Annotated in this window: 20 protein-coding genes; 9 read left to right on the top strand and 11 right to left on the bottom strand. The window is 72.9% G+C overall.

What is annotated here, in order from left to right; all coding sequences use genetic code 11:
• Positions 1-58 precede the first annotated feature (58 nt).
• The 3 genes from ACZ6D7_RS40470 to ACZ6D7_RS40460 form a co-directional block, all read right to left on the bottom strand.
• Positions 59-304: a hypothetical protein gene (locus ACZ6D7_RS40470; protein ID WP_469501959.1), complete on the bottom strand. Its 246-nt coding sequence runs from the start codon at positions 302-304 to the stop codon at positions 59-61.
• Positions 305-860: 556 nt separating this feature from the next.
• Positions 861-1,754 (bottom strand): 2-hydroxy-3-oxopropionate reductase, encoded by an 894-nt coding sequence (locus ACZ6D7_RS40465; protein ID WP_469501956.1) that lies wholly within the window; start codon positions 1,752-1,754, stop codon positions 861-863.
• Positions 1,755-1,779: 25 nt separating this feature from the next.
• On the bottom strand, positions 1,780-2,619 hold the full coding sequence (locus tag ACZ6D7_RS40460) for a TIM barrel protein (protein WP_469501955.1): 840 nt from the start codon (positions 2,617-2,619) through the stop codon (positions 1,780-1,782).
• A 138-nt stretch (positions 2,620-2,757) separates the two neighbouring features.
• On the opposite strand from ACZ6D7_RS40460, the gene ACZ6D7_RS40455 reads away from it, so the two are divergent.
• The 7 genes from ACZ6D7_RS40455 (at position 2,758) to ACZ6D7_RS40425 (ending at position 7,077) form a co-directional block, all read left to right on the top strand.
• Complete coding sequence (locus tag ACZ6D7_RS40455; RefSeq protein ID WP_469501952.1) at positions 2,758-3,006, top strand: YkoF family thiamine-binding protein; 249 nt, start codon at positions 2,758-2,760, stop codon at positions 3,004-3,006.
• On the top strand, positions 3,003-3,371 hold the full coding sequence (locus ACZ6D7_RS40450; RefSeq protein ID WP_469501949.1) for a helix-turn-helix domain-containing protein: 369 nt from the start codon (positions 3,003-3,005) through the stop codon (positions 3,369-3,371). The genes ACZ6D7_RS40455 and ACZ6D7_RS40450 overlap by 4 nt, the downstream gene beginning before the upstream one ends.
• A 123-nt stretch (positions 3,372-3,494) precedes the next feature.
• Positions 3,495-4,013, top strand: a complete 519-nt coding sequence (uraD, locus tag ACZ6D7_RS40445) for a 2-oxo-4-hydroxy-4-carboxy-5-ureidoimidazoline decarboxylase (protein WP_469501947.1) — start codon at positions 3,495-3,497, stop codon at positions 4,011-4,013.
• 12 nt (positions 4,014-4,025) lie between these two features.
• On the top strand, positions 4,026-4,445 hold the full coding sequence (uraH, locus tag ACZ6D7_RS40440; RefSeq protein WP_469501945.1) for a hydroxyisourate hydrolase: 420 nt from the start codon (positions 4,026-4,028) through the stop codon (positions 4,443-4,445).
• A 2-nt stretch (positions 4,446-4,447) separates the two neighbouring features.
• Positions 4,448-5,365, top strand: coding sequence for a factor-independent urate hydroxylase (gene pucL / locus ACZ6D7_RS40435; protein ID WP_469501942.1), 918 nt, complete (start codon positions 4,448-4,450; stop codon positions 5,363-5,365).
• Between the two features lie 28 nt (positions 5,366-5,393).
• Entirely contained in the window at positions 5,394-6,767 is a 1,374-nt protein-coding gene (locus ACZ6D7_RS40430) for an 8-oxoguanine deaminase (protein ID WP_469501939.1), read from the top strand.
• Between the two features lie 73 nt (positions 6,768-6,840).
• Complete coding sequence (locus ACZ6D7_RS40425; protein ID WP_469502066.1) at positions 6,841-7,077, top strand: hypothetical protein; 237 nt, start codon at positions 6,841-6,843, stop codon at positions 7,075-7,077.
• On the opposite strand, the gene ACZ6D7_RS40420 is transcribed toward ACZ6D7_RS40425, so the two are convergent.
• Positions 7,043-7,855, bottom strand: a complete 813-nt coding sequence (locus ACZ6D7_RS40420; RefSeq protein ID WP_469501936.1) for a helix-turn-helix domain-containing protein — start codon at positions 7,853-7,855, stop codon at positions 7,043-7,045. The genes ACZ6D7_RS40425 and ACZ6D7_RS40420 overlap by 35 nt on opposite strands.
• Positions 7,856-7,951: 96 nt before the next feature.
• On the opposite strand from ACZ6D7_RS40420, the gene ACZ6D7_RS40415 reads away from it, so the two are divergent.
• The gene (locus ACZ6D7_RS40415) at positions 7,952-8,803 is read left to right on the top strand and encodes an NAD(P)H-binding protein (RefSeq protein WP_469501934.1); all 852 of its coding nucleotides are present in this window, start codon (positions 7,952-7,954) and stop codon (positions 8,801-8,803) included.
• 33 nt (positions 8,804-8,836) lie between these two features.
• On the opposite strand, the gene ACZ6D7_RS40410 is transcribed toward ACZ6D7_RS40415, so the two are convergent.
• The 4 genes from ACZ6D7_RS40410 to ACZ6D7_RS40395 form a co-directional block, all read right to left on the bottom strand.
• Positions 8,837-9,259, bottom strand: coding sequence for an acyl-CoA thioesterase (locus tag ACZ6D7_RS40410; protein WP_469501931.1), 423 nt, complete (start codon positions 9,257-9,259; stop codon positions 8,837-8,839).
• 73 nt (positions 9,260-9,332) lie between these two features.
• A complete protein-coding gene (locus ACZ6D7_RS40405; RefSeq protein WP_469501928.1) occupies positions 9,333-9,989 on the bottom strand; it encodes a hypothetical protein in 657 nt (218 codons plus the stop codon).
• Between the two features lie 39 nt (positions 9,990-10,028).
• Positions 10,029-10,628 carry a histidine phosphatase family protein gene (locus tag ACZ6D7_RS40400; protein WP_469501925.1) on the bottom strand — a complete coding sequence of 200 codons (600 nt, stop codon included), beginning with the start codon at positions 10,626-10,628 and terminating at the stop codon, positions 10,029-10,031.
• 67 nt (positions 10,629-10,695) lie between these two features.
• The gene (locus ACZ6D7_RS40395) at positions 10,696-11,904 is read right to left on the bottom strand and encodes a pyridoxal phosphate-dependent aminotransferase (RefSeq protein ID WP_469501922.1); all 1,209 of its coding nucleotides are present in this window, start codon (positions 11,902-11,904) and stop codon (positions 10,696-10,698) included.
• Positions 11,905-11,991: 87 nt separating this feature from the next.
• Between ACZ6D7_RS40395 and ACZ6D7_RS40390 the strand changes: the two genes are divergently transcribed.
• Positions 11,992-12,618, top strand: coding sequence for a winged helix-turn-helix transcriptional regulator (locus ACZ6D7_RS40390; RefSeq protein ID WP_469501920.1), 627 nt, complete (start codon positions 11,992-11,994; stop codon positions 12,616-12,618).
• A 78-nt stretch (positions 12,619-12,696) separates the two neighbouring features.
• Here ACZ6D7_RS40390 and ACZ6D7_RS40385 read toward each other — a convergent pair whose 3' ends face one another.
• From ACZ6D7_RS40385 to ACZ6D7_RS40375, 3 genes are all read right to left on the bottom strand, one after another.
• Complete coding sequence (locus ACZ6D7_RS40385; RefSeq protein WP_469501918.1) at positions 12,697-13,500, bottom strand: hypothetical protein; 804 nt, start codon at positions 13,498-13,500, stop codon at positions 12,697-12,699.
• Positions 13,500-14,780, bottom strand: a complete 1,281-nt coding sequence (locus ACZ6D7_RS40380; RefSeq protein ID WP_469501915.1) for a VWA domain-containing protein — start codon at positions 14,778-14,780, stop codon at positions 13,500-13,502. The genes ACZ6D7_RS40385 and ACZ6D7_RS40380 overlap by 1 nt, the downstream gene beginning before the upstream one ends.
• Before the next feature lie 143 nt (positions 14,781-14,923).
• Complete coding sequence (locus ACZ6D7_RS40375) at positions 14,924-16,435, bottom strand: IucA/IucC family protein (protein WP_469501912.1); 1,512 nt, start codon at positions 16,433-16,435, stop codon at positions 14,924-14,926.
• Positions 16,436-16,540 lie beyond the last annotated feature (105 nt).

Raw genomic sequence — 16,540 nt, 5'->3', positions numbered from 1 at the left:
GGCGGTTGAAGCCTGCTGAACCAGGTTCAGAGGTTGATTTGAGGTTGGCGTAGTCCGGCTACGACTCCTGCTGTCCATGGTGCTCGGACAGTCCTGGCCAGTCGTCCGGGCCGCCGCCCTGCCACTCGATGAGGTCGCTCACCTCCACCTCGATCCGGTCCAGGTCGGCCATGCGCAGGATCTCGACGACGTCGTCGAGATGCGAGGCGACCCCGAGGACGGTGTCACCGGAGGTGACCCGCCGGGATCCGTCCAGTGCCGGCGGGTGGACCACGATGTGCGGAAACCGCGTCGGATTGCCCATGACCTCAGCGTCCTGCGGGCGCAGCGGATCCGCACGCGGAACGCCGGACGCCCAGGCCCCCCGTCGGTGGTGTGCCGACGGGGGGCCTGGGCAACGGTTGGCCGTCCGACGGCGCGAGGCTGGGCGCGACAGGACGTTCGCGCCGCCGGACGGGGTCTCCTGTGGCTGGGACCACGGGTACTGGGGCTACGGCCCAGGCTGCGGCTGGGACTACCGGTACTGCGGCTGGGACCGCGGCGGGTGCGACGGACCGGGCCCGCCCTCCCTCAGGTCGGGAAGGGGGCTCGGGCCTTGCGCCACCGCACTGGCGCGCACACCGCCGCGGTCCTCGCCCTGCCCGCACCGCCGCGAGCGGCCACCCCTCATCCGGGCCGTTCGACTGGTGCGGGCCGACTGCGGGCCCGGCCCCGTACGGGGCGCCCGCTCGCAAGGAGCGGGCGCAGGCGGACCCTGTGCTGGTCCGGTCGGTCCACGTGGTTCTCCGGACGGCGCCACCGCCTGGGCGCGACAGGACAGTTGTCAGCGGGAGCGCCGCCCGGAAGTCTCGGAGGTGGGCTCAGACCTGAGCGCCGGAGAGGCGCTCGACCGCGCGCAGCAGCGCGGAGTGGTCCAGCCCGCCGTCGCCCTGCGCGCGCAGGCTCGCGACCAGCTGGGCGACGACCGCGCCGACGGGCAGCGCCGCGCCGACGGTACGGGCGGCGTCCGTGACGATGCCCATGTCCTTGTGGTGCAGGTCGATGCGGAAGCCGGGCCGGAAGTCCCGCTGGACGAAGTTGTCCGTCTTCCGGGTCAGCACGGTCGAGCCCGCGAGGCCGCCGTTGAGGACGTCCAGCGCCGCCTTCAGGTCCACGCCCGACTTCTCCAGGAAGACCACGGCCTCCGCGCACGCCTGGATGTTCACGGCGACGATCAGCTGGTTGGCGGCCTTCACGGTCTGCCCCGAGCCGTGCGGACCGCACCGCACGATGGTCCGGCCCAGCGCCTCGAAGAGCGGCTTCGCCTCGTCGAAGTCGGCCTGCTCACCGCCGACCATGATGGACAGGACGGCCTCGATCGCGCCGGCCTCGCCACCGGACACGGGCGCGTCCAGGACGCGGATGCCCTTGTCCCGCGCGGCGGCGGCCAGGTCGACGGAGGTCTGCGGGGTGATGGAGGACATGTCGACCAGGAGGGCGCCGGCGCGGGCGTTCTCCAGGATGCCGTCGGGGCCGTAGGCGATGGCCTCGACCTGCGGTGAGGCGGGAACCATCGTGATGATCACATCGGCGCCGGCGACCGCCTCGGCGATCGAGCCGGCCGCGGTGCCGCCGGCGGCGGTGAGCCGGTCCAGCTTGTCCTGCTCCAGGGTGTGGCCGGTGACGTCGTAACCCGCCTTGATCAGGTTCTCGGACATGGGGGAGCCCATGATGCCGAGGCCTATCCAGGCGACCTTGGGGAGTGCGTTGCTCATGGGAGGGTGCCTCTCGGTACGGGGATCAGCGGGGCAGCCAGTCGAAGGCCTCGGCGCTCGGGCGGTCGCCCGGCTTGTACTCCAGGCCGACCCAGCCGTCGTAGCCCGCCTTCGTCAGCCGGTCGAGGAGGTCCGCCAGCGGCAGTGAGCCGGTGCCCGGCGCGCCGCGGCCGGGGTTGTCGGCGATCTGGACGTGGCCGGTCTTCGCCGCGTACGTCTCGATCACCCGCGGCAGGTCCTCGCCGTTCATCGACAGGTGGTACAGGTCCATCAGGAACTTCGCGTTGCCGAGCCCGGTGGCCGCGTTGACCTTGTCGACGACCCCGACCGCGGCCGGTGCGCTCACCAGCGGGTAGTGCGGTGACTCCGGCCGGTTCAGCGCCTCGATCAGCAGGATCGCGCCGATCCGGTCTGCGGCTCGGGCGGCCAGGACCAGGTTCTCCAGGGCGAGCGCGTCCTGCTCGGCGGGGTCGACGCCGTCGACGCGGTTGCCGTAGAGCGCGTTGAGCGCCGTGCAGCCCACGGACTCGGCGAAGCCGGCGGCCACCTCGACATTGGCGCGGAAGCGCTCCGACTCCTCGCCGGGCAGCGACAGGGCGCCACGGGCCGGGCCGGGGAGCCGGCCGGCGTAGAAGTTCAGGCCGATGAGCCGGACGCCCGCGTCCTCGATCGCCCGCTTCAGGGCGTCGAGCGCGGAGGGCTCGGGGGTGGGGGTATCGACCCAGGGCCACCACAGCTCGACCGCGGTGAAGCCGGCCGCGGCGGCGGCCGCGGGGCGCTCCAGGAGCGGGAGTTCCGTGAAGAGGATCGACAGGTTGACGTTGAAGCGCCGGTCTTCGGCTGTGCCCGATGCAAAGAGTGGCATGAGGGGCCGCGCTCCCTTCCGTGTCGAGTAATTCCGTAATGCGGAAGTTAGTTTCTACGTATTGGAAGATTGCCGCCGGAGGTCGGAGCTTGTCAAGAGGGCTCGGCGGAAAGCCGTACCGCGCGTTAGGTTGAGCGCGTGCGATTGAGAGTGGAGTTCACGACCGAGCCCTTCGACCTCGACGAGGCACCCGCGCACGCGCTGGTGGCCCGTGAGGTGATCGAGGCGGCCGACCTGGACGCGGTGGACGTCGGACCGTTCGGCAACACCGTGGAGGGCGGCGCCGACGCGGTGCTCGGCGCCGTGGACGCCCTGCTGCGCAAGTCCCTCGGCGCGGGCGCCACCCGGATCTCGCTCCAGGTCAACGTCCTCGGGGAGGGCGAGTGAGCCCCACCGGCGACGAGCCCTTCATCGCGGCCGTGAAACCGCTGGTCGACGCGATGGGCGGCGAGATGCTCCCGCCCGACGAGGCCGGCCCGGACGACGTGGTGCTCACCTGGGAGGGCGCGGACGCCGTCGCCGTACGCCTGCCCCAGCTCGCCGACTCCCTCGACCACATCCTCGCCGCCATGGAGCGCAAGAAGGGCAGGCCGCTCGCCGACCTGGACCGCAAGGCCAAGCAGGAGGTCGTGCGGATACTCGAGGCGCGGGGCGCCTTCTCCGTCCGGCACGGCGTGGAGACCGTGGCGAGCGCGCTCGGGGTGAGCCGCTTCACGGTCTACAACTACCTGAACCGGGAGAAAGAGACCTGACCGCCGGACCCCAGGGTGGCCGGATCGGGCCGTGTGGAGCCGGGTGGGGCCGCACGGGGCTTGTTACCCGGAATTTTCAACAAAGTGTTGACGTGGTGTTGCGGGGAGGCGTTAGCTGACCCCGTGACTTCGACTTCCACGCCCTCGGGCCTGGCCCGGTTCAACGGCCTAGAGGAGTCCGCGGCCCGCGCCGCCCTCCTGGAGGCCTGCGCCTCCATGGCGTGGGCGGACCGGCTGCTCGCGGCCCGCCCCTACGCCACCGCCGACGAGCTGTACGCCGCCGGCGACGCCGCCATGGCCGAGCTGACCGCGGCCGACCTGGCCGAGGCGATGGCCGGGCACCCGCCGATCGGCCGCCCGAAACCGGGCGACCCGACCTCGGCCCGCGAGCAGCGCGGGATGGCCGGCGCCTCCGAGGAACTCAGGGCGCAGATGCTGGAACTGAACCTGGCCTACCAGGACCGGTTCGGCCATGTCTTTCTCATCTGCGCCACCGGCCGGACCGGCGAGCAGATGCGCGACGCGATCGAGGAACGGATCGGGAACTCGCCCGAGCGGGAGCGTGAGATCGTCCGCGCCGAGCTGGGGAAGATCAACCGTATCCGGCTCGCCCGCATCGCCGGCCCCGTCGAAGAGGACTGAGAGCACCCCCCCATGAGTACCAGCACCAGCACCAGCGCCGGCAGCACCGCCTCCGTGTCCACCCACATCCTGGACACCAGTGTCGGCCGCCCCGCCCGGGGTGTCGCCGTCCGGCTCTCCGCCCGTACCGGGCGGGACGCGCCCTGGCAGGCGCTCGGCGGCTCCGCGACCGACGCGGACGGCCGGTGCAAGGACCTCCCGGCCCTGCCGGAGGGGACCACCCACGTACGGCTCGACTTCGAGGTCGAGGCGTACTTCGAGACATCCGCGAAGAAGCAAGCCGATGCGCAGCAGGACGCCCCCGCGAATCGGGACAGCGGTGCCGTGTTCTTCCCCGAGGTGGTCATCACCTTCGCGGTGAGGGCCGGCGAGCACTATCACGTACCGCTGCTGCTCAACCCGTTCGGCTACTCCGTTTACCGAGGGAGCTAGCTATGGCAGACAATTCCGGCCCCGCCCGCCCAGTGTTGGGACAGAACCAGTACGGCAAGGCCGAGAACCGAGTCGTCCGGATCACGCGGAACGGTGCCACCCACCACATCAAGGACCTCAACGTCTCCGTCTCGCTGAGCGGCGACATGGAGGAGGTCCACTACTCCGGCTCCAACGCCAACGTCCTGCCGACCGACACCACCAAGAACACGGTGTACGCGTTCGCCAAGGAACACGGCATCGAGTCCGCCGAGCAGTTCGGCATCCACCTCGCCCGCCACTTCGTGACCTCGCAGGAGCCGATCCACCGCGCCCGGATCCGCATCGAGGAGTACGGCTGGGAGCGGATCGAGCACGGCGGGGAGGGCGCGCACTCCTTCGCCCGCACCGGCCAGGAGACCCGGCTGACCCAGATCACCTACGACGGCACGGCGTGGGAGGTCGTCTCCGGACTGAAGGACCTCGTCGTGCTGAACTCGACGAACTCCGAGTTCTGGGGGTACGTCAAGGACAAGTACACGACGCTCCCCGAGGCCTACGACCGGATCCTCGCCACCGAGGTCTCCGCCCGCTGGCGCTTCAACTGGACCGACGACGAGCAGCCCGCGCCCGACTGGGAGACCTCGTACCGGGAGACGAGGAAGCACCTCCTCGCGGCGTTCGCCGAGACCTACTCGCTCTCCCTCCAGCAGACCCTCTACGCGATGGGCTCCCGGATCGTCGAGCAGCGCGCCGAGATCGACGAGGTCCGCTTCTCCCTCCCGAACAAGCACCACTTCCTGGTGGACCTGGAGCCGTTCGGGCTGAAGAACGACAACGAGGTGTACTTCGCCGCCGACCGCCCCTACGGCCTGATCGAGGCCACCGTCCTGCGGGACGGCTGTGAGGCGCGGATCCCGGCGGACCTCACCAACCTCTGAAGCGGACACGGAAGGAAGAGGACGCACGATGACCCAGCGCATCGTCATCGAGAACTGTTCGATCGCGACCGTGGACGCGGACGACACCGAGTACGCCGACGGCCATGTCGTCATCGCCGGCAACCGCATCGAGTCGCTCGGCGCGGGCCGGGCCCCCGAGGGCCTGACCGACGTCGTACGCCGGATCGACGCCACCGGTCACCTGGTCACCCCCGGCCTGGTCAACACCCACCACCACTTCTACCAGTGGATCACCCGGGGCCTGGCCACCGACCACAATCTGTTCGACTGGCTCGTCGCGCTCTACCCGACCTGGGCGCGCATCGACGAGCCGATGGTCCGCGCGGCCGCCCAGGGCTCCCTGGCCATGATGGCCCGCGGCGGGGTCACCACCGCCATGGACCACCACTACGTCTTCCCCCGGGGCTCCGGCGACCTGTCCGGCGCGATCATCGGCGCCGCCCGTGACATGGGCGTCCGCTTCACCCTCGCCCGGGGCTCCATGGACCGCAGCGAGAAGGACGGCGGACTGCCCCCGGACTTCGCCGTCGAGACCCTCGACGGCGCGCTCGCCGCCACCGAGGAGACCGTACGGCAGCACCACGACGCCTCCTTCGACGCGATGACCCAGGTCGCCGTCGCGCCCTGCTCGCCGTTCTCCGTCTCCACCGAACTCCTCCAGCAGGGCGCCGAGCTGGCGCGCCGGCTCGGGGTGCGGCTGCACACCCACGGCTCGGAGACGGTCGAGGAGGAGAAGTTCTGCCACGAGCTGTTCGGCATGGGCCCGACCGACTACTTCGAGTCCACCGGCTGGCTCGGCGAGGACGTGTGGATGGCGCACTGCGTCCACATGAACGACTCCGACATCGACGCCTTCGCCCGGACGAGGACGGGTGTCGCCCACTGCCCCTCGTCCAACGCCCGGCTCGCGGCCGGCATCGCCCGCGTCCCCGACATGCTGGCGGCCGGCGTCCCGGTCGGCCTCGGCGTCGACGGCACGGCGTCCAACGAGTCCGGCGAACTCCACACCGAGCTGCGCAACGCCCTGCTCATCAACCGCCTCGGCGCCCACCGCGAGGCCGCCCTGAACGCCCGTCAGGCGCTGCGCCTCGGTACCTACGGCGGCGCCCAGGTCCTCGGCCGCGCACGCGAGATCGGCTCGCTGGAGCCGGGCAAGCTCGCCGACCTGGTGCTGTGGAAGCTGGACACCCTCGCCCACGCCTCCATCGCCGATCCGGTCACCGCGCTCGTCCTCGGCGCGGCCGCCCCGGTCACCGCGTCCTTCGTGAACGGCCGTCAGATCGTGGCGGACGGCCGTCTGACGCTCGCCGACGAGGACGCCATCGCGCGTGCCACGCGCGAGGAGGCCCAGCGCCTGGCCCGGATCGCCGCCCAGGCCTGAGCCGACACGACTCCGGTCGAGGGGGACGGCCCTCGGCCGGTGGCCGGGGCCCCGTACGGGGCCCACGGCGGCCGTGCCCGGGGCGCGCGTCGGACGCGCGCCCCGGAACGGTCCCCCTCGCCGTCCGTCGATCCACCCCGGTCCCGCACGACCGCGCACCACCTCCCTGACGGCCCGGATCGTCCTGGACTCCGGCATCTCGACCGGCTGCGTGGCGGCCGTCCTGCTCAACCTCGTCTTCAACCACCTGGGCCGGGACCGGGACGCGAAGGACGTCACGCATCCGATGGAGGCGGTGACCCCGGGCTGAGCGGCCGGCAGGGTGTGGCCCGGGGCAGCCGCCCGGTGCGGAACGCGCCGGGCGGCACCCCCATCAGGGCGCGGAAGTCGGCCGTCAGGTGCGACTGGTCGTAGTACCCGGTGGCGGCGGCGAGTTCGGCCCAGGGCACCGTGGCCGCGTGCGTCAGGACATGGCGTACGCGGTCGATGCGGGCGTAGTGCTTGGGGGAGACCCCGACGCCGTCGGCGAACAGATTGCGCAACTGGCGCTCGCTGACGGCGAGTCGGCGGGCCACCTCCCCCACCCGGACGGGCGTGCGGTCCCGGCGGGTCGACAGGGCGTCGACGGCGGCCCGCAGCAGCCGCTCGCGGGGGCCGTCCTCGGCGGGCGGGAGCAGCTCCGCCAGACGTGCCGTGATCTCCTCCCTTGCCCCGCCGGTCAGTTCACGGGCCAGCCGCCGGGCCGCGGTGGCCGGCAGGTCGGAGAGCCGCACCACATGGCCGACGAGATCCACCGCCGGCACCCCGAACAGCGGGCCCACCGCCCCCGGCACCAGGCGGAGTTGCACACACGACGCCACCGGCCGCGCCGGATCCGCGTGATAGGTGGCCCGGGTGCGCGGCCCGACGACCAGGGCGTCACGGCGCCCGTCCCGCTCGGCGCGTACGACGACCTTCGTCGCCGTGTCCGGTACGTGCGCGAAGGGCAGCTCCGCGGGGCGGTCGGGGGCGATCGTCCCGATGCCGGTGAACCAGGGCCGCAGCGCGGCGGGGACCGGCAGGGCGCGCTCGGCGAAGGTGTGCGTCACCCCTCCACCGTAGGCGTGCCGCGGGCCGTGGCGGGCGGCCGAAGCGTGCCGGAATCTCCTAGAGCCGCGCCGCCGCCGGGCGCCACCGTGGGGGCCATGATCCTTGTGACCGGTGCCACGGGCACCATCGGAACCGAACTCGTACGACTCCTCGCGGCCCGCGGTGAGAAGGTGCGCGCCCTGGTCCGCGACCCTGCCGGGGCCCGGGTGCCCGCCGGCGTCGAGGTGGCGCGCGGCGACTACACCGACCGGGCGTCCCTGGAGGCGGCGATGTCCGGGGCGGTGGCCGCCTTCCTGGTGGGGCTGCCCGGACCGTCCGTGGAACACGACAGCGCCCTGGTGGCGGCGGCACTGGCCGCGGACGTGGGCCGACTGGTCAAGCTGTCCGCGATCGGCACCGGTGATCCCGAGGTGGGCCCCTCGGGGCGGTGGCACGAGAAGGGCGAACGGGCCGTCCGGGAGAGCGGCGCCCAGTGGGCCGTCCTGCGGCCCTCCTCCTTCGCCTCGAACACGCTGAGCTGGGCGCGGGCCCTCGGGGCGGGCGAGCCGGTGCCGAACACGAGCGGCGACGGGCTCCAGGGGGTGGTCGACCCGCGTGACGTCGCCGAGGCGGCCGCAGTCACCCTTCTCGACGAGCGGTACGCGGGGCGGACGTACACCCTGACCGGGCCCGAGACGATCAGTGTGCCCGGCCAGGCGGACGTCCTCGCCGCCGTCCTCGGCCGCCCGGTGCCGACCCGCGACCTCACCCCGGAGGAGGCCCGCGCGTACGTCCTGTCCTGGCTGCGGGACGAGGCGGCCGCCGACGCCGTCCTGGCGGGCGCCGCGTATGTCCGCCGGGGCGGCAACGCCGTCGTCACCGAGGACGTGCCGCACCTGCTGGGGCGGCGGGCGCGGACGTACCGGGAGTGGGCGGCGGACCACCGGAAGGCGTTCGGGGAGGAGTGAGGCGGGGGCGAGGACGCGCTCCGATCCGCGGCCCTACAGCCCGAACAGGCTGGGGTCCGTGGCCAGTTCCTTGAAGTAGTCCTGCGGGTTCGCCACCATGCGGCGTTCCTTCAGGTCCAGCAGCCCGCCGACCGCGGTGAGTTCGGCCGAGACCGTGCCGTCCGTCTTGCGGATGATCTGCTCGATCCGGAACGTCTTGCCGCCGCCCCACAGGAAGGCGCAGGTCACGTCGATCTCGTCACCGGCGAGCAGTTCGCGTTTGTAGCGGATGGTCGTCTCGAGGGCGACCGGGCCCACGCCCCGGCCGTTCAGGCCGGTCTGGGTGATGCCCGCGGCGTGCAGCAGCGACCAGCGCGCGTGCTCCGCGTAGTTGATGTACACGCTCTGGTTGACGTGTCCCTGGGCGTCGGTCTCGTATCCCCGGACGGTGACGCGGACGGAAAACGGCTCGTTCATGGCTTCCCTTCTCGTCGACGGCGCATCGGTGCCCTCGCCACCGATGTATCGGGCATCGATCTTGGCATGTCCCTCACACGCGGCGGGGGGAAGCCAGTAGATAGCGCGCTCTGGTCCGGGGATCGGTGTGCGCGCCGACCTGCCAGCCCGCCTTCTCCAGTGTCTCCGCGCAGGCCGTGAGTGTCCCGTCGTCCGGTCCGTGCACGGCGACGGCGTCGGGCTGGGGCGTGGCGCGGACGCGGTAGCCCTCGGTCGCCTGCCTCGGGTCGGGGCCGTCCGCCCCGGCGGGCCGGTGCCCGGCCGCCTCCAGCGCCAGCGCCGCCGCCCGCACCAGGTGCGTGCGTTCCCAGCCGCAGGGGCGGTCCACCGCGCCGTCCGGGTTCGTCATCCGGCGCAGCTCCAGCAGCCCCTGCCAGGCACTGTGCACCTCACGCGCGCGGGCGGCGCCGGACGCGCCGGGCTCCTCCTCGCCGCCGACCCGCGCGGCGAACACGCCGGCGCCGGCCCCGGGCACGTCCATCACGGGCTCGGGTTCGGGCTCGGGCGGTGCCTCCCGTATCCGGTGCCCGGCCGGTGTCAGGAAGTGGTCGTGCGGCGGCCTCGGGTGCCGGAAGGCGAGCCCGTGCCTCACCAGCGCCGCGAGCTGCGCCTGCGTCCCCCGCAGCCGCCCGGTGACCGGTTCGGCGGCGTCGATCACACGCCGCTGCGCGGCGGTCGGCGGTCGTGTCACGGCGTGCCCCCTCCGAGAGTCCTGCTGCCCTCTCGAAGGCTACGACCCGGGTCTGACATTCCAGGCGGCGATCACCGGCCGCCCGTGCTCCGTGCCCAGCCGGGACAGCGTTCCGGTGGCGAGCTGGAAGTGCGCGCCCTCCGACGCGGGCAGCCCGAGCCGCCGGGCCGTCAGCACCCGCAGGAAGTGCCCGTGCGCCACCAGCACCACGCACCCCTCCGTGTTGGCGTGCGCCGCGTCGACCTTGGCCAGCATCCGGTCGGCCCGCTCCCCGACCTGCTCCGGGGTCTCCCCGGGATGCTCGGGCGGTCCGGGCGCGACCCCGTCCGTGAACAGGAACCAGTCGGGCCGGGTGCGATGGATCTCGACGGTCGTCACGCCCTCGTACCCGCCGTAGTCCCACTCGTGCAGGTCGGCGTCGACCCGGAAGCCGTGCAGCCCGATCAGCTCCGCCGTCTCCCGCGCCCGCTGGAGCGGGCTGACGAACGCGGCCCCGATCCGGTGCGAGCGGATCAACGGCACCAGCCCTCGCGCCTCCTCCCGCCCGTGCTCGGTCAGCGGTACGTCCGTCAACCCGGTGTGCCGTCCGGACCGCGACCATTCGGTCTCACCGTGCCGGACGAGAAAGAGATCACCCATACGGCACAGGCTAGGCCCTGTCCGGCCGGTCCTGCCGCGCACGCGGCGCCCGGCAGGCCGCCCGCCGCTACTGCCGGTACCCGCTCAGGAACCGGCCGATCCGTCCGATGGCCGCCTCCAGGTCGTCCGCGTGGGGGAGGGTGAGGATGCGGAAGTGGTCGGGGGTCGGCCAGTTGAAGCCGGTGCCCTGGACGACCTGGATCTTCTCGCGCAGCAGCAGGTCGAGGACGAACCTCTCGTCGTCGTGGATGGGGTGCACCTTGGGGTCGATGCGCGGGAACGCGTACAGCGCGCCCTTGGGCTTCACGCAGGACACGCCCGGGATCTCGTTGAGCTTCTCCCAGGCCACGTTGCGCTGTTCGTGGAGCCGTCCGCCGGGTGTCGTGAGGTCGCGGATGGACTGGCGGCCGCCGAGCGCGGCCTGGATGGCGTACTGGGCGGGCGCGTTGGCGCACAGGCGCATGGAGGCCAGCATGGTGAGGCCCTCCAGGTAGTCCTTGGCGTGCTGCCGGGGGCCGGTCACCACGAGCCAGCCCGAGCGGAAGCCCGCCACCCGGTACGTCTTCGACAGGCCGCAGAAGGTCAGCACCACCAGGTCGGGGGCGAGCGCGGCGGCCGAGTGGTGGACGGCGTCGTCGTACAGGATCTGGTCGTAGATCTCGTCGGCGAAGACCATCAGGCCGTGCCGGCGGGCCAGGTCGAGGATGCCCTCGACGATCTCCTTCGGGTAGACCGCGCCGGTCGGGTTGTTCGGGTTGATGATGACCACGGCCTTGGTGCGGTCCGTGATCTTCGACGCCATGTCGTCCAGGTCCGGGTACCAGTCGGCCTGCTCGTCGCAGAGGTAGTGGACCGCCTTGCCGCCCGCGAGGGTGGTCACCGCCGTCCAGAGGGGGAAGTCGGGGGCGGGGATCAGGATCTCGTCGCCGTCCTCGACCAGCGCCTGTACGGCCATCGAGATCAGCTCGGAGATGCCGTTGCCGAGGAAGACGTCGTCGACGCCGACGTCCAGGCCCAGGGTCTGGTAGCGCTGGGCCACGGCCCGGCGGGCGGACAGGATGCCGCGCGAGTCGGTGTACCCGTGCGCCTGCGGCAGCATCCGGATCATGTCCTGGAGGATCTCCTCCGGCGCCTCGAAGCCGAAGAGCGCCGGGTTGCCGGTGTTGAGGCGCAGCACGCTGTGGCCCGCCTTCTCGAGTGCGTTGGCGTGCTCGACCACCGGGCCGCGGATCTCGTAGCAGACCTCGCTGAGCTTGTTCGACTGCCGGAACTCCATGCGCGCTCGCCCCTCCGGTTCGTTGTGTTGCTTGGTTTTACCAAGTTCCAGCTTGGAAAGTCCAACGACATGTCTAGACTGCGTGCCATGTCACGTCGCCGAAGCTACGACCAGTACTGTTCCGCCGCCCGCGCGCTCGACGCCGTCGGTGACCGCTGGACCCTGCTGATCGTCCGGGAGCTGCTCGCCGGCCCGCGCCGCTACACGGACCTGCACGCCGACCTGCCGGGCGTCAGCACGGACGTGCTCGCCGGACGACTGAAGGACATGGAACGGGACGGTCTCGCCACCCGGCGCCGGCTGCCCCCGCCGGGCGCGGCCTACGTGTACGAACTCACCGGCCGCGGGCGGGAGTTGCTGCCGGTGCTCCAGGCGCTGGGGACATGGGGCGAGGGTGAGCTGGGGGAGCGGCGGCCCACCGACGCCCTGCGCGCGCACTGGTTCGCGCTGCCGCTGCTGCGCGGCCTGGCGGGGGAGGGGCTCGTCGAAGTCCGGCTGGAGGAAGGGGACTTCCACCTGCACGTCGGGGTGCCGGAGGGGCCGGTCTACGGCGACGGCCGCGCACCCCGTGAGCCCGACGCCCGGCTCTCGCTCGACGCCGACACCGGCACGGCCGTCGCCCGCGGGGAACTGGGCGTGCTGGACGCCGTCCGCGCGGGGCGGATCGAGGTCACCGGCGAGGGGACGCTCGCCAAGGAGCTGCGGGAGGCGTGAGAGAAGGCCCACCGCCGCACCGCGGTGGGCCTTCTGAGGAGACGTCAGGCATTCGGGATCCTGACCGGGGCGGGAGTGTCAGGCTCCCGGCGGCACCTGCCGGGGCCGTCCCGAGCCGCGCGTCAGCGCGTAGCCGCCGATGCCGGCCAGCGCGGCCAGCACCGCGCCGAGCCCGGTCCACACCCAGCGGTCGGACCACCAGCCGGACGCCCAGCCGTCGTCGGGCTCCAGGCTCGACAGCACGGCCGAGGCCGACTCAGCGTCCTCCTCCGCCTCGGACGTGACGGCGATCCCGGGGACGAGCGGCTCGGCCAGCGAGCCGTCCACGGCCGCCGAGCCGCCGATGTCCTTGGAGTCGACCCGCAGTTCGGCGCTCATCGGCAGGCCCAGGTCGGACGACTTGAGGCCGGTGGCCGTCAGCCGGACGTAGTACGTGCCCGGCAGCGGGTCGTTCGCCCACGGCTCCGACCAGGCGCGGACCGTGCGCAGCACGCAGGCCAGCTCCACGGAGGCGGTGCCCTGGGCGGCGGTGCGGGTCTGGGCGCCGTACTGGCAGGCCTGACGGCGCCGCAGACCGTCGTACACGTCGATCTGCCAGGTCTGGGCCACGTGCTCGTCCGGCAGCTTCACCGTCGCCTTCACGGTGGGCCGCAGGCCCGAGTCGGCCGGGAACGACCAGTACAGGTAGTCACCCGTGGAGGCGCTCGCCGTGGCCGTCTGCCCCTGCTCGACCTCCGTCGCCGTACGGAACGACGTGCCCGCGGAGGTGGGCGCGGAGCCGTCCTCGGACGGGCTCGCGGAGGGGGAGGAGTCGGCGGCGGCCGGTCCGGCCGCGAGCCCCAGCGCCAGCAGCGCGCCGCTCAACACTCGTGTGATCCGCATCAGTTGGTCCTCCAGACCGCGACACGCCAGCGCGACACCCAGCCCCAGACGACACCCGCGAGGAAGCCGACCAGCACCAGCAGGCCGAGCAGCCACCAGCCGCGGCCGAGACCGAAGGAGGCCACGTCGCTCGCCGGCGAGGGGGCGTCGACCACGTCCACGGTCAGCTCCACCGGCATGCCGGGCGTGGTCTTCACGCCGGATGCGGCCGAGTAGGAGTTGGTGACCTGGAGACACACCGTCTCGGCTGGGGGTACCCCCTCTGGGGGAGCGTCCTCGTCGTCGCTCTCCGCCTTCGGATAGCGCAGACCGGTCGAGATGACGTCGGTGCGGCCGATGCCGGAGGCCTCGCCGCGCACGATCTCCCGGCCGTGCACGGTCACCGCCCGCAGCAGCACCCCGTAGTCGGGGTTCATGGCCCGGTCCGCCGACACGCTGACCGAGGCACGCAGTTCCTGGCCCGGCTCGACGTCGACCCGGTACCAGCGCTCCTGGCCGAACTCCTCGCGGTCGGTGTACAGACCGGACTTCAGCGTCGGCGCCTTCGAGCAGGAGTCCGCGCCCTCGGTGGCGACCGGGGTCACCACCGGGTCGGCCGCGCGGTCCACCAACTGGTTGACCTTGTCGGCGAGTTCGTCGGTGTGCTCGACCGAGGTGTAGGTGCCGCCGGTGGCCTCGGCGATACAGCTGAGCTGCTGGCGCATCTTGATGTTGGGCACCAGGCCGAGGGTGTCGATGGTCAGGCCGATGCCCTTGGCGGCGATCTCGCGGGCCACCTCGCACGGGTCGAGCGGGGCGCAGGTGTCCTCGCCGTCGCTGATCAGCACGATCCGCTTGGAGCCGGAGCCGCCGTCGAGATCGTCGGCCGCCTTCAGCAGGGCGGGACCGATCGGCGTCCAGCCGGTCGGCGACAGGGTCGCCACCGCCGCCTTGGCCTCGGTCCGGTCCAGCGGGCCGACCGGGTAGAGCTGCGCGGTGTCCTTGCAGCCCGTCTTCTGGTCGTCGCCCGGGTAGTTGGCGCCCAGGGTGCGGATGCCGAGGAGGACGGTCTCCGGGGTCGCGTCCAGCACCTCGTTGAACGCCTGCTTGGCCGCGGCCATCCGCGTCCCGCCGTCGATGTCCTTCGCCCGCATGGAACCGCTGACGTCGAGGACCAGGTCGACCTTGGGCGCGAGGGCTGTGGTCTCGTCGGCGACCGCCCCGGCCGGGAACGCGAGCCCGGCCGTGAGCGCGGCGAGCAGGGCGCAGACGCCCGCCGCCAGCCGTTGTGTTCTGATCATCGGCGGATCCTATTGATCAGGGGTGTCCCGCCACAAAGCGGGGTCGGTCGGCGAGCGGGGCCTGTCGTGAACGGGGTCGGTCGGCGAACGGGGAATGTCGTGAACGGGGCATGTCGTGAACGGGGCCTGCCCGCGAACCGGCGTCAGTCCGCCTGCGCGGTCAGCGGGTTGGGCAGCGCCGCCCACCGGTCCCCGGCCCCGCCCGGCGACAGCCGCATCAGCGTCAGCGCCTTCACCGGCAGCGGTTCCTCGCACAGCGCCACCAGGTCCGGCGTGCGCGGCAGCTCCCGTACGGCCGACTCCAGGGCCGCTCCCAGGGCCGCCCGGCCGCCCGTCGTGCCCGCGAGCGCGCCGCCCACCATCGAGCCGAACAGCTTGCGCCGCAGGGCCGTCACGTCGTCCGTGAGGATCCGCGCGGGCAGGTCCCCGGGCAGCGGGATGCCGGCCTTGGCCAGCCGGGCGGGGCCGACGCGGATGTCGGCGAGGTCGCGGTAGACCAGCCGCAGCGGGGCGCCCGACGCCGACAGTACGACCAGCAGGTTCTGGCCGTGCGCCTCCAGCGCCACCCCCAGCTCCAGCAGCCGCAGCCCGACGGTGAGGCACAGCCGCGCGAACTCCGCCGACCAGCCTGGGGAGGACGGTAGTTCGGTGGTGGCGAGGGCGGCCACCGGGACGACGTGCTCGCCCGGCGCGCCGTACACGCCCGGCGACTCGCGCAACACGGCGGCCAGATCGGGGGAGTCGGCCGTGGCCGCGCCCAGGGTGCGGGTGACGTGCAGCAGACCGTCCGTGCGGGCCGCGAGGGTCTCCGCGAACGCCGAGAGGGCCGCCGAGGCGGCGACCGAGCCGACGGAGATGTCCCGGACCGAGGACGTCAGCCGGGCGCTCAGCGCGGTCTTGACGTGCGGCCCGTCCGGCAGCGCGAGCGTGCGCAGCGACATCAGCGGACGCGCCGGGACGCCGTGCTCGCAGGACCGCTTGAGGACGTGCGCCGCCTGCCACGGGTGCACCGGGAGCACCAGCCGCTGCCCGTCCCGCAGCTCCGCGGGCCATTCGCCCGACACCAGGCACTCCGCGGCCGGCACCGGCAGCAGCCCCAGCCGTACCGTGGGCCCGTGCTCCGGCCCGTAGGCCAGCTGCTCCGCCACCGTGAAGCCGGGCCGGGAACGGCAGCTGGGGTGGTACGGATGCCCGTCGACGACCCGCCGCTCCCATTCCCAGTCGTGCACCGGCCACTCCTTCGAGCGCGGCTGCTGCTGCCCGGCCCGCGACAGGGCCAGCGACGCGACGCTGTGCCCGAGTTCGGCCGCGAACTCCCCGCCGTGCGGCACCGCCAGCGCCGTCGTCAGCCGCGCGGGATCGTCGTACGCCACCCCGTCCAGCCGCACGCCGGTCACGTACGCGGTGGTGGCGTACGGGTCGGGATGCGGGCCGTGCAGCAGGCGGCCGTCGCGCAGCCGCAGCGTGAGGCCCTCCGCGCCGCGCTCCCGGTGCTCGATCCAGGGCAGCGGCTCATGGGCCAGGGCCCGCCACAGCCGGGTCAGTACGGCCGCCCGGGCGCCGGGCAGCGCGGCCGTGAACCGGGGCCCGAGATCGGGGCGCACCACGGCGAGATCGGCGGCCACCTCGGCCTCGGCGGTGGGAGGACGGTGCACGGGCGGGCTCCTCGGGTACGAATACGGGTACAAGTCGGGTACGAGCCGGTACGACCAGGGCGTCACGGCCGGGCCGGGACGCCAGCGATACTGATCGTCTCCGCA

Source organism: Streptomyces sp. NPDC041784, from assembly GCF_055591025.1.
The sequence above is the reverse complement of the archived record's forward strand: the minus strand, read 5'-3'. Positions and strand labels throughout refer to the sequence as shown.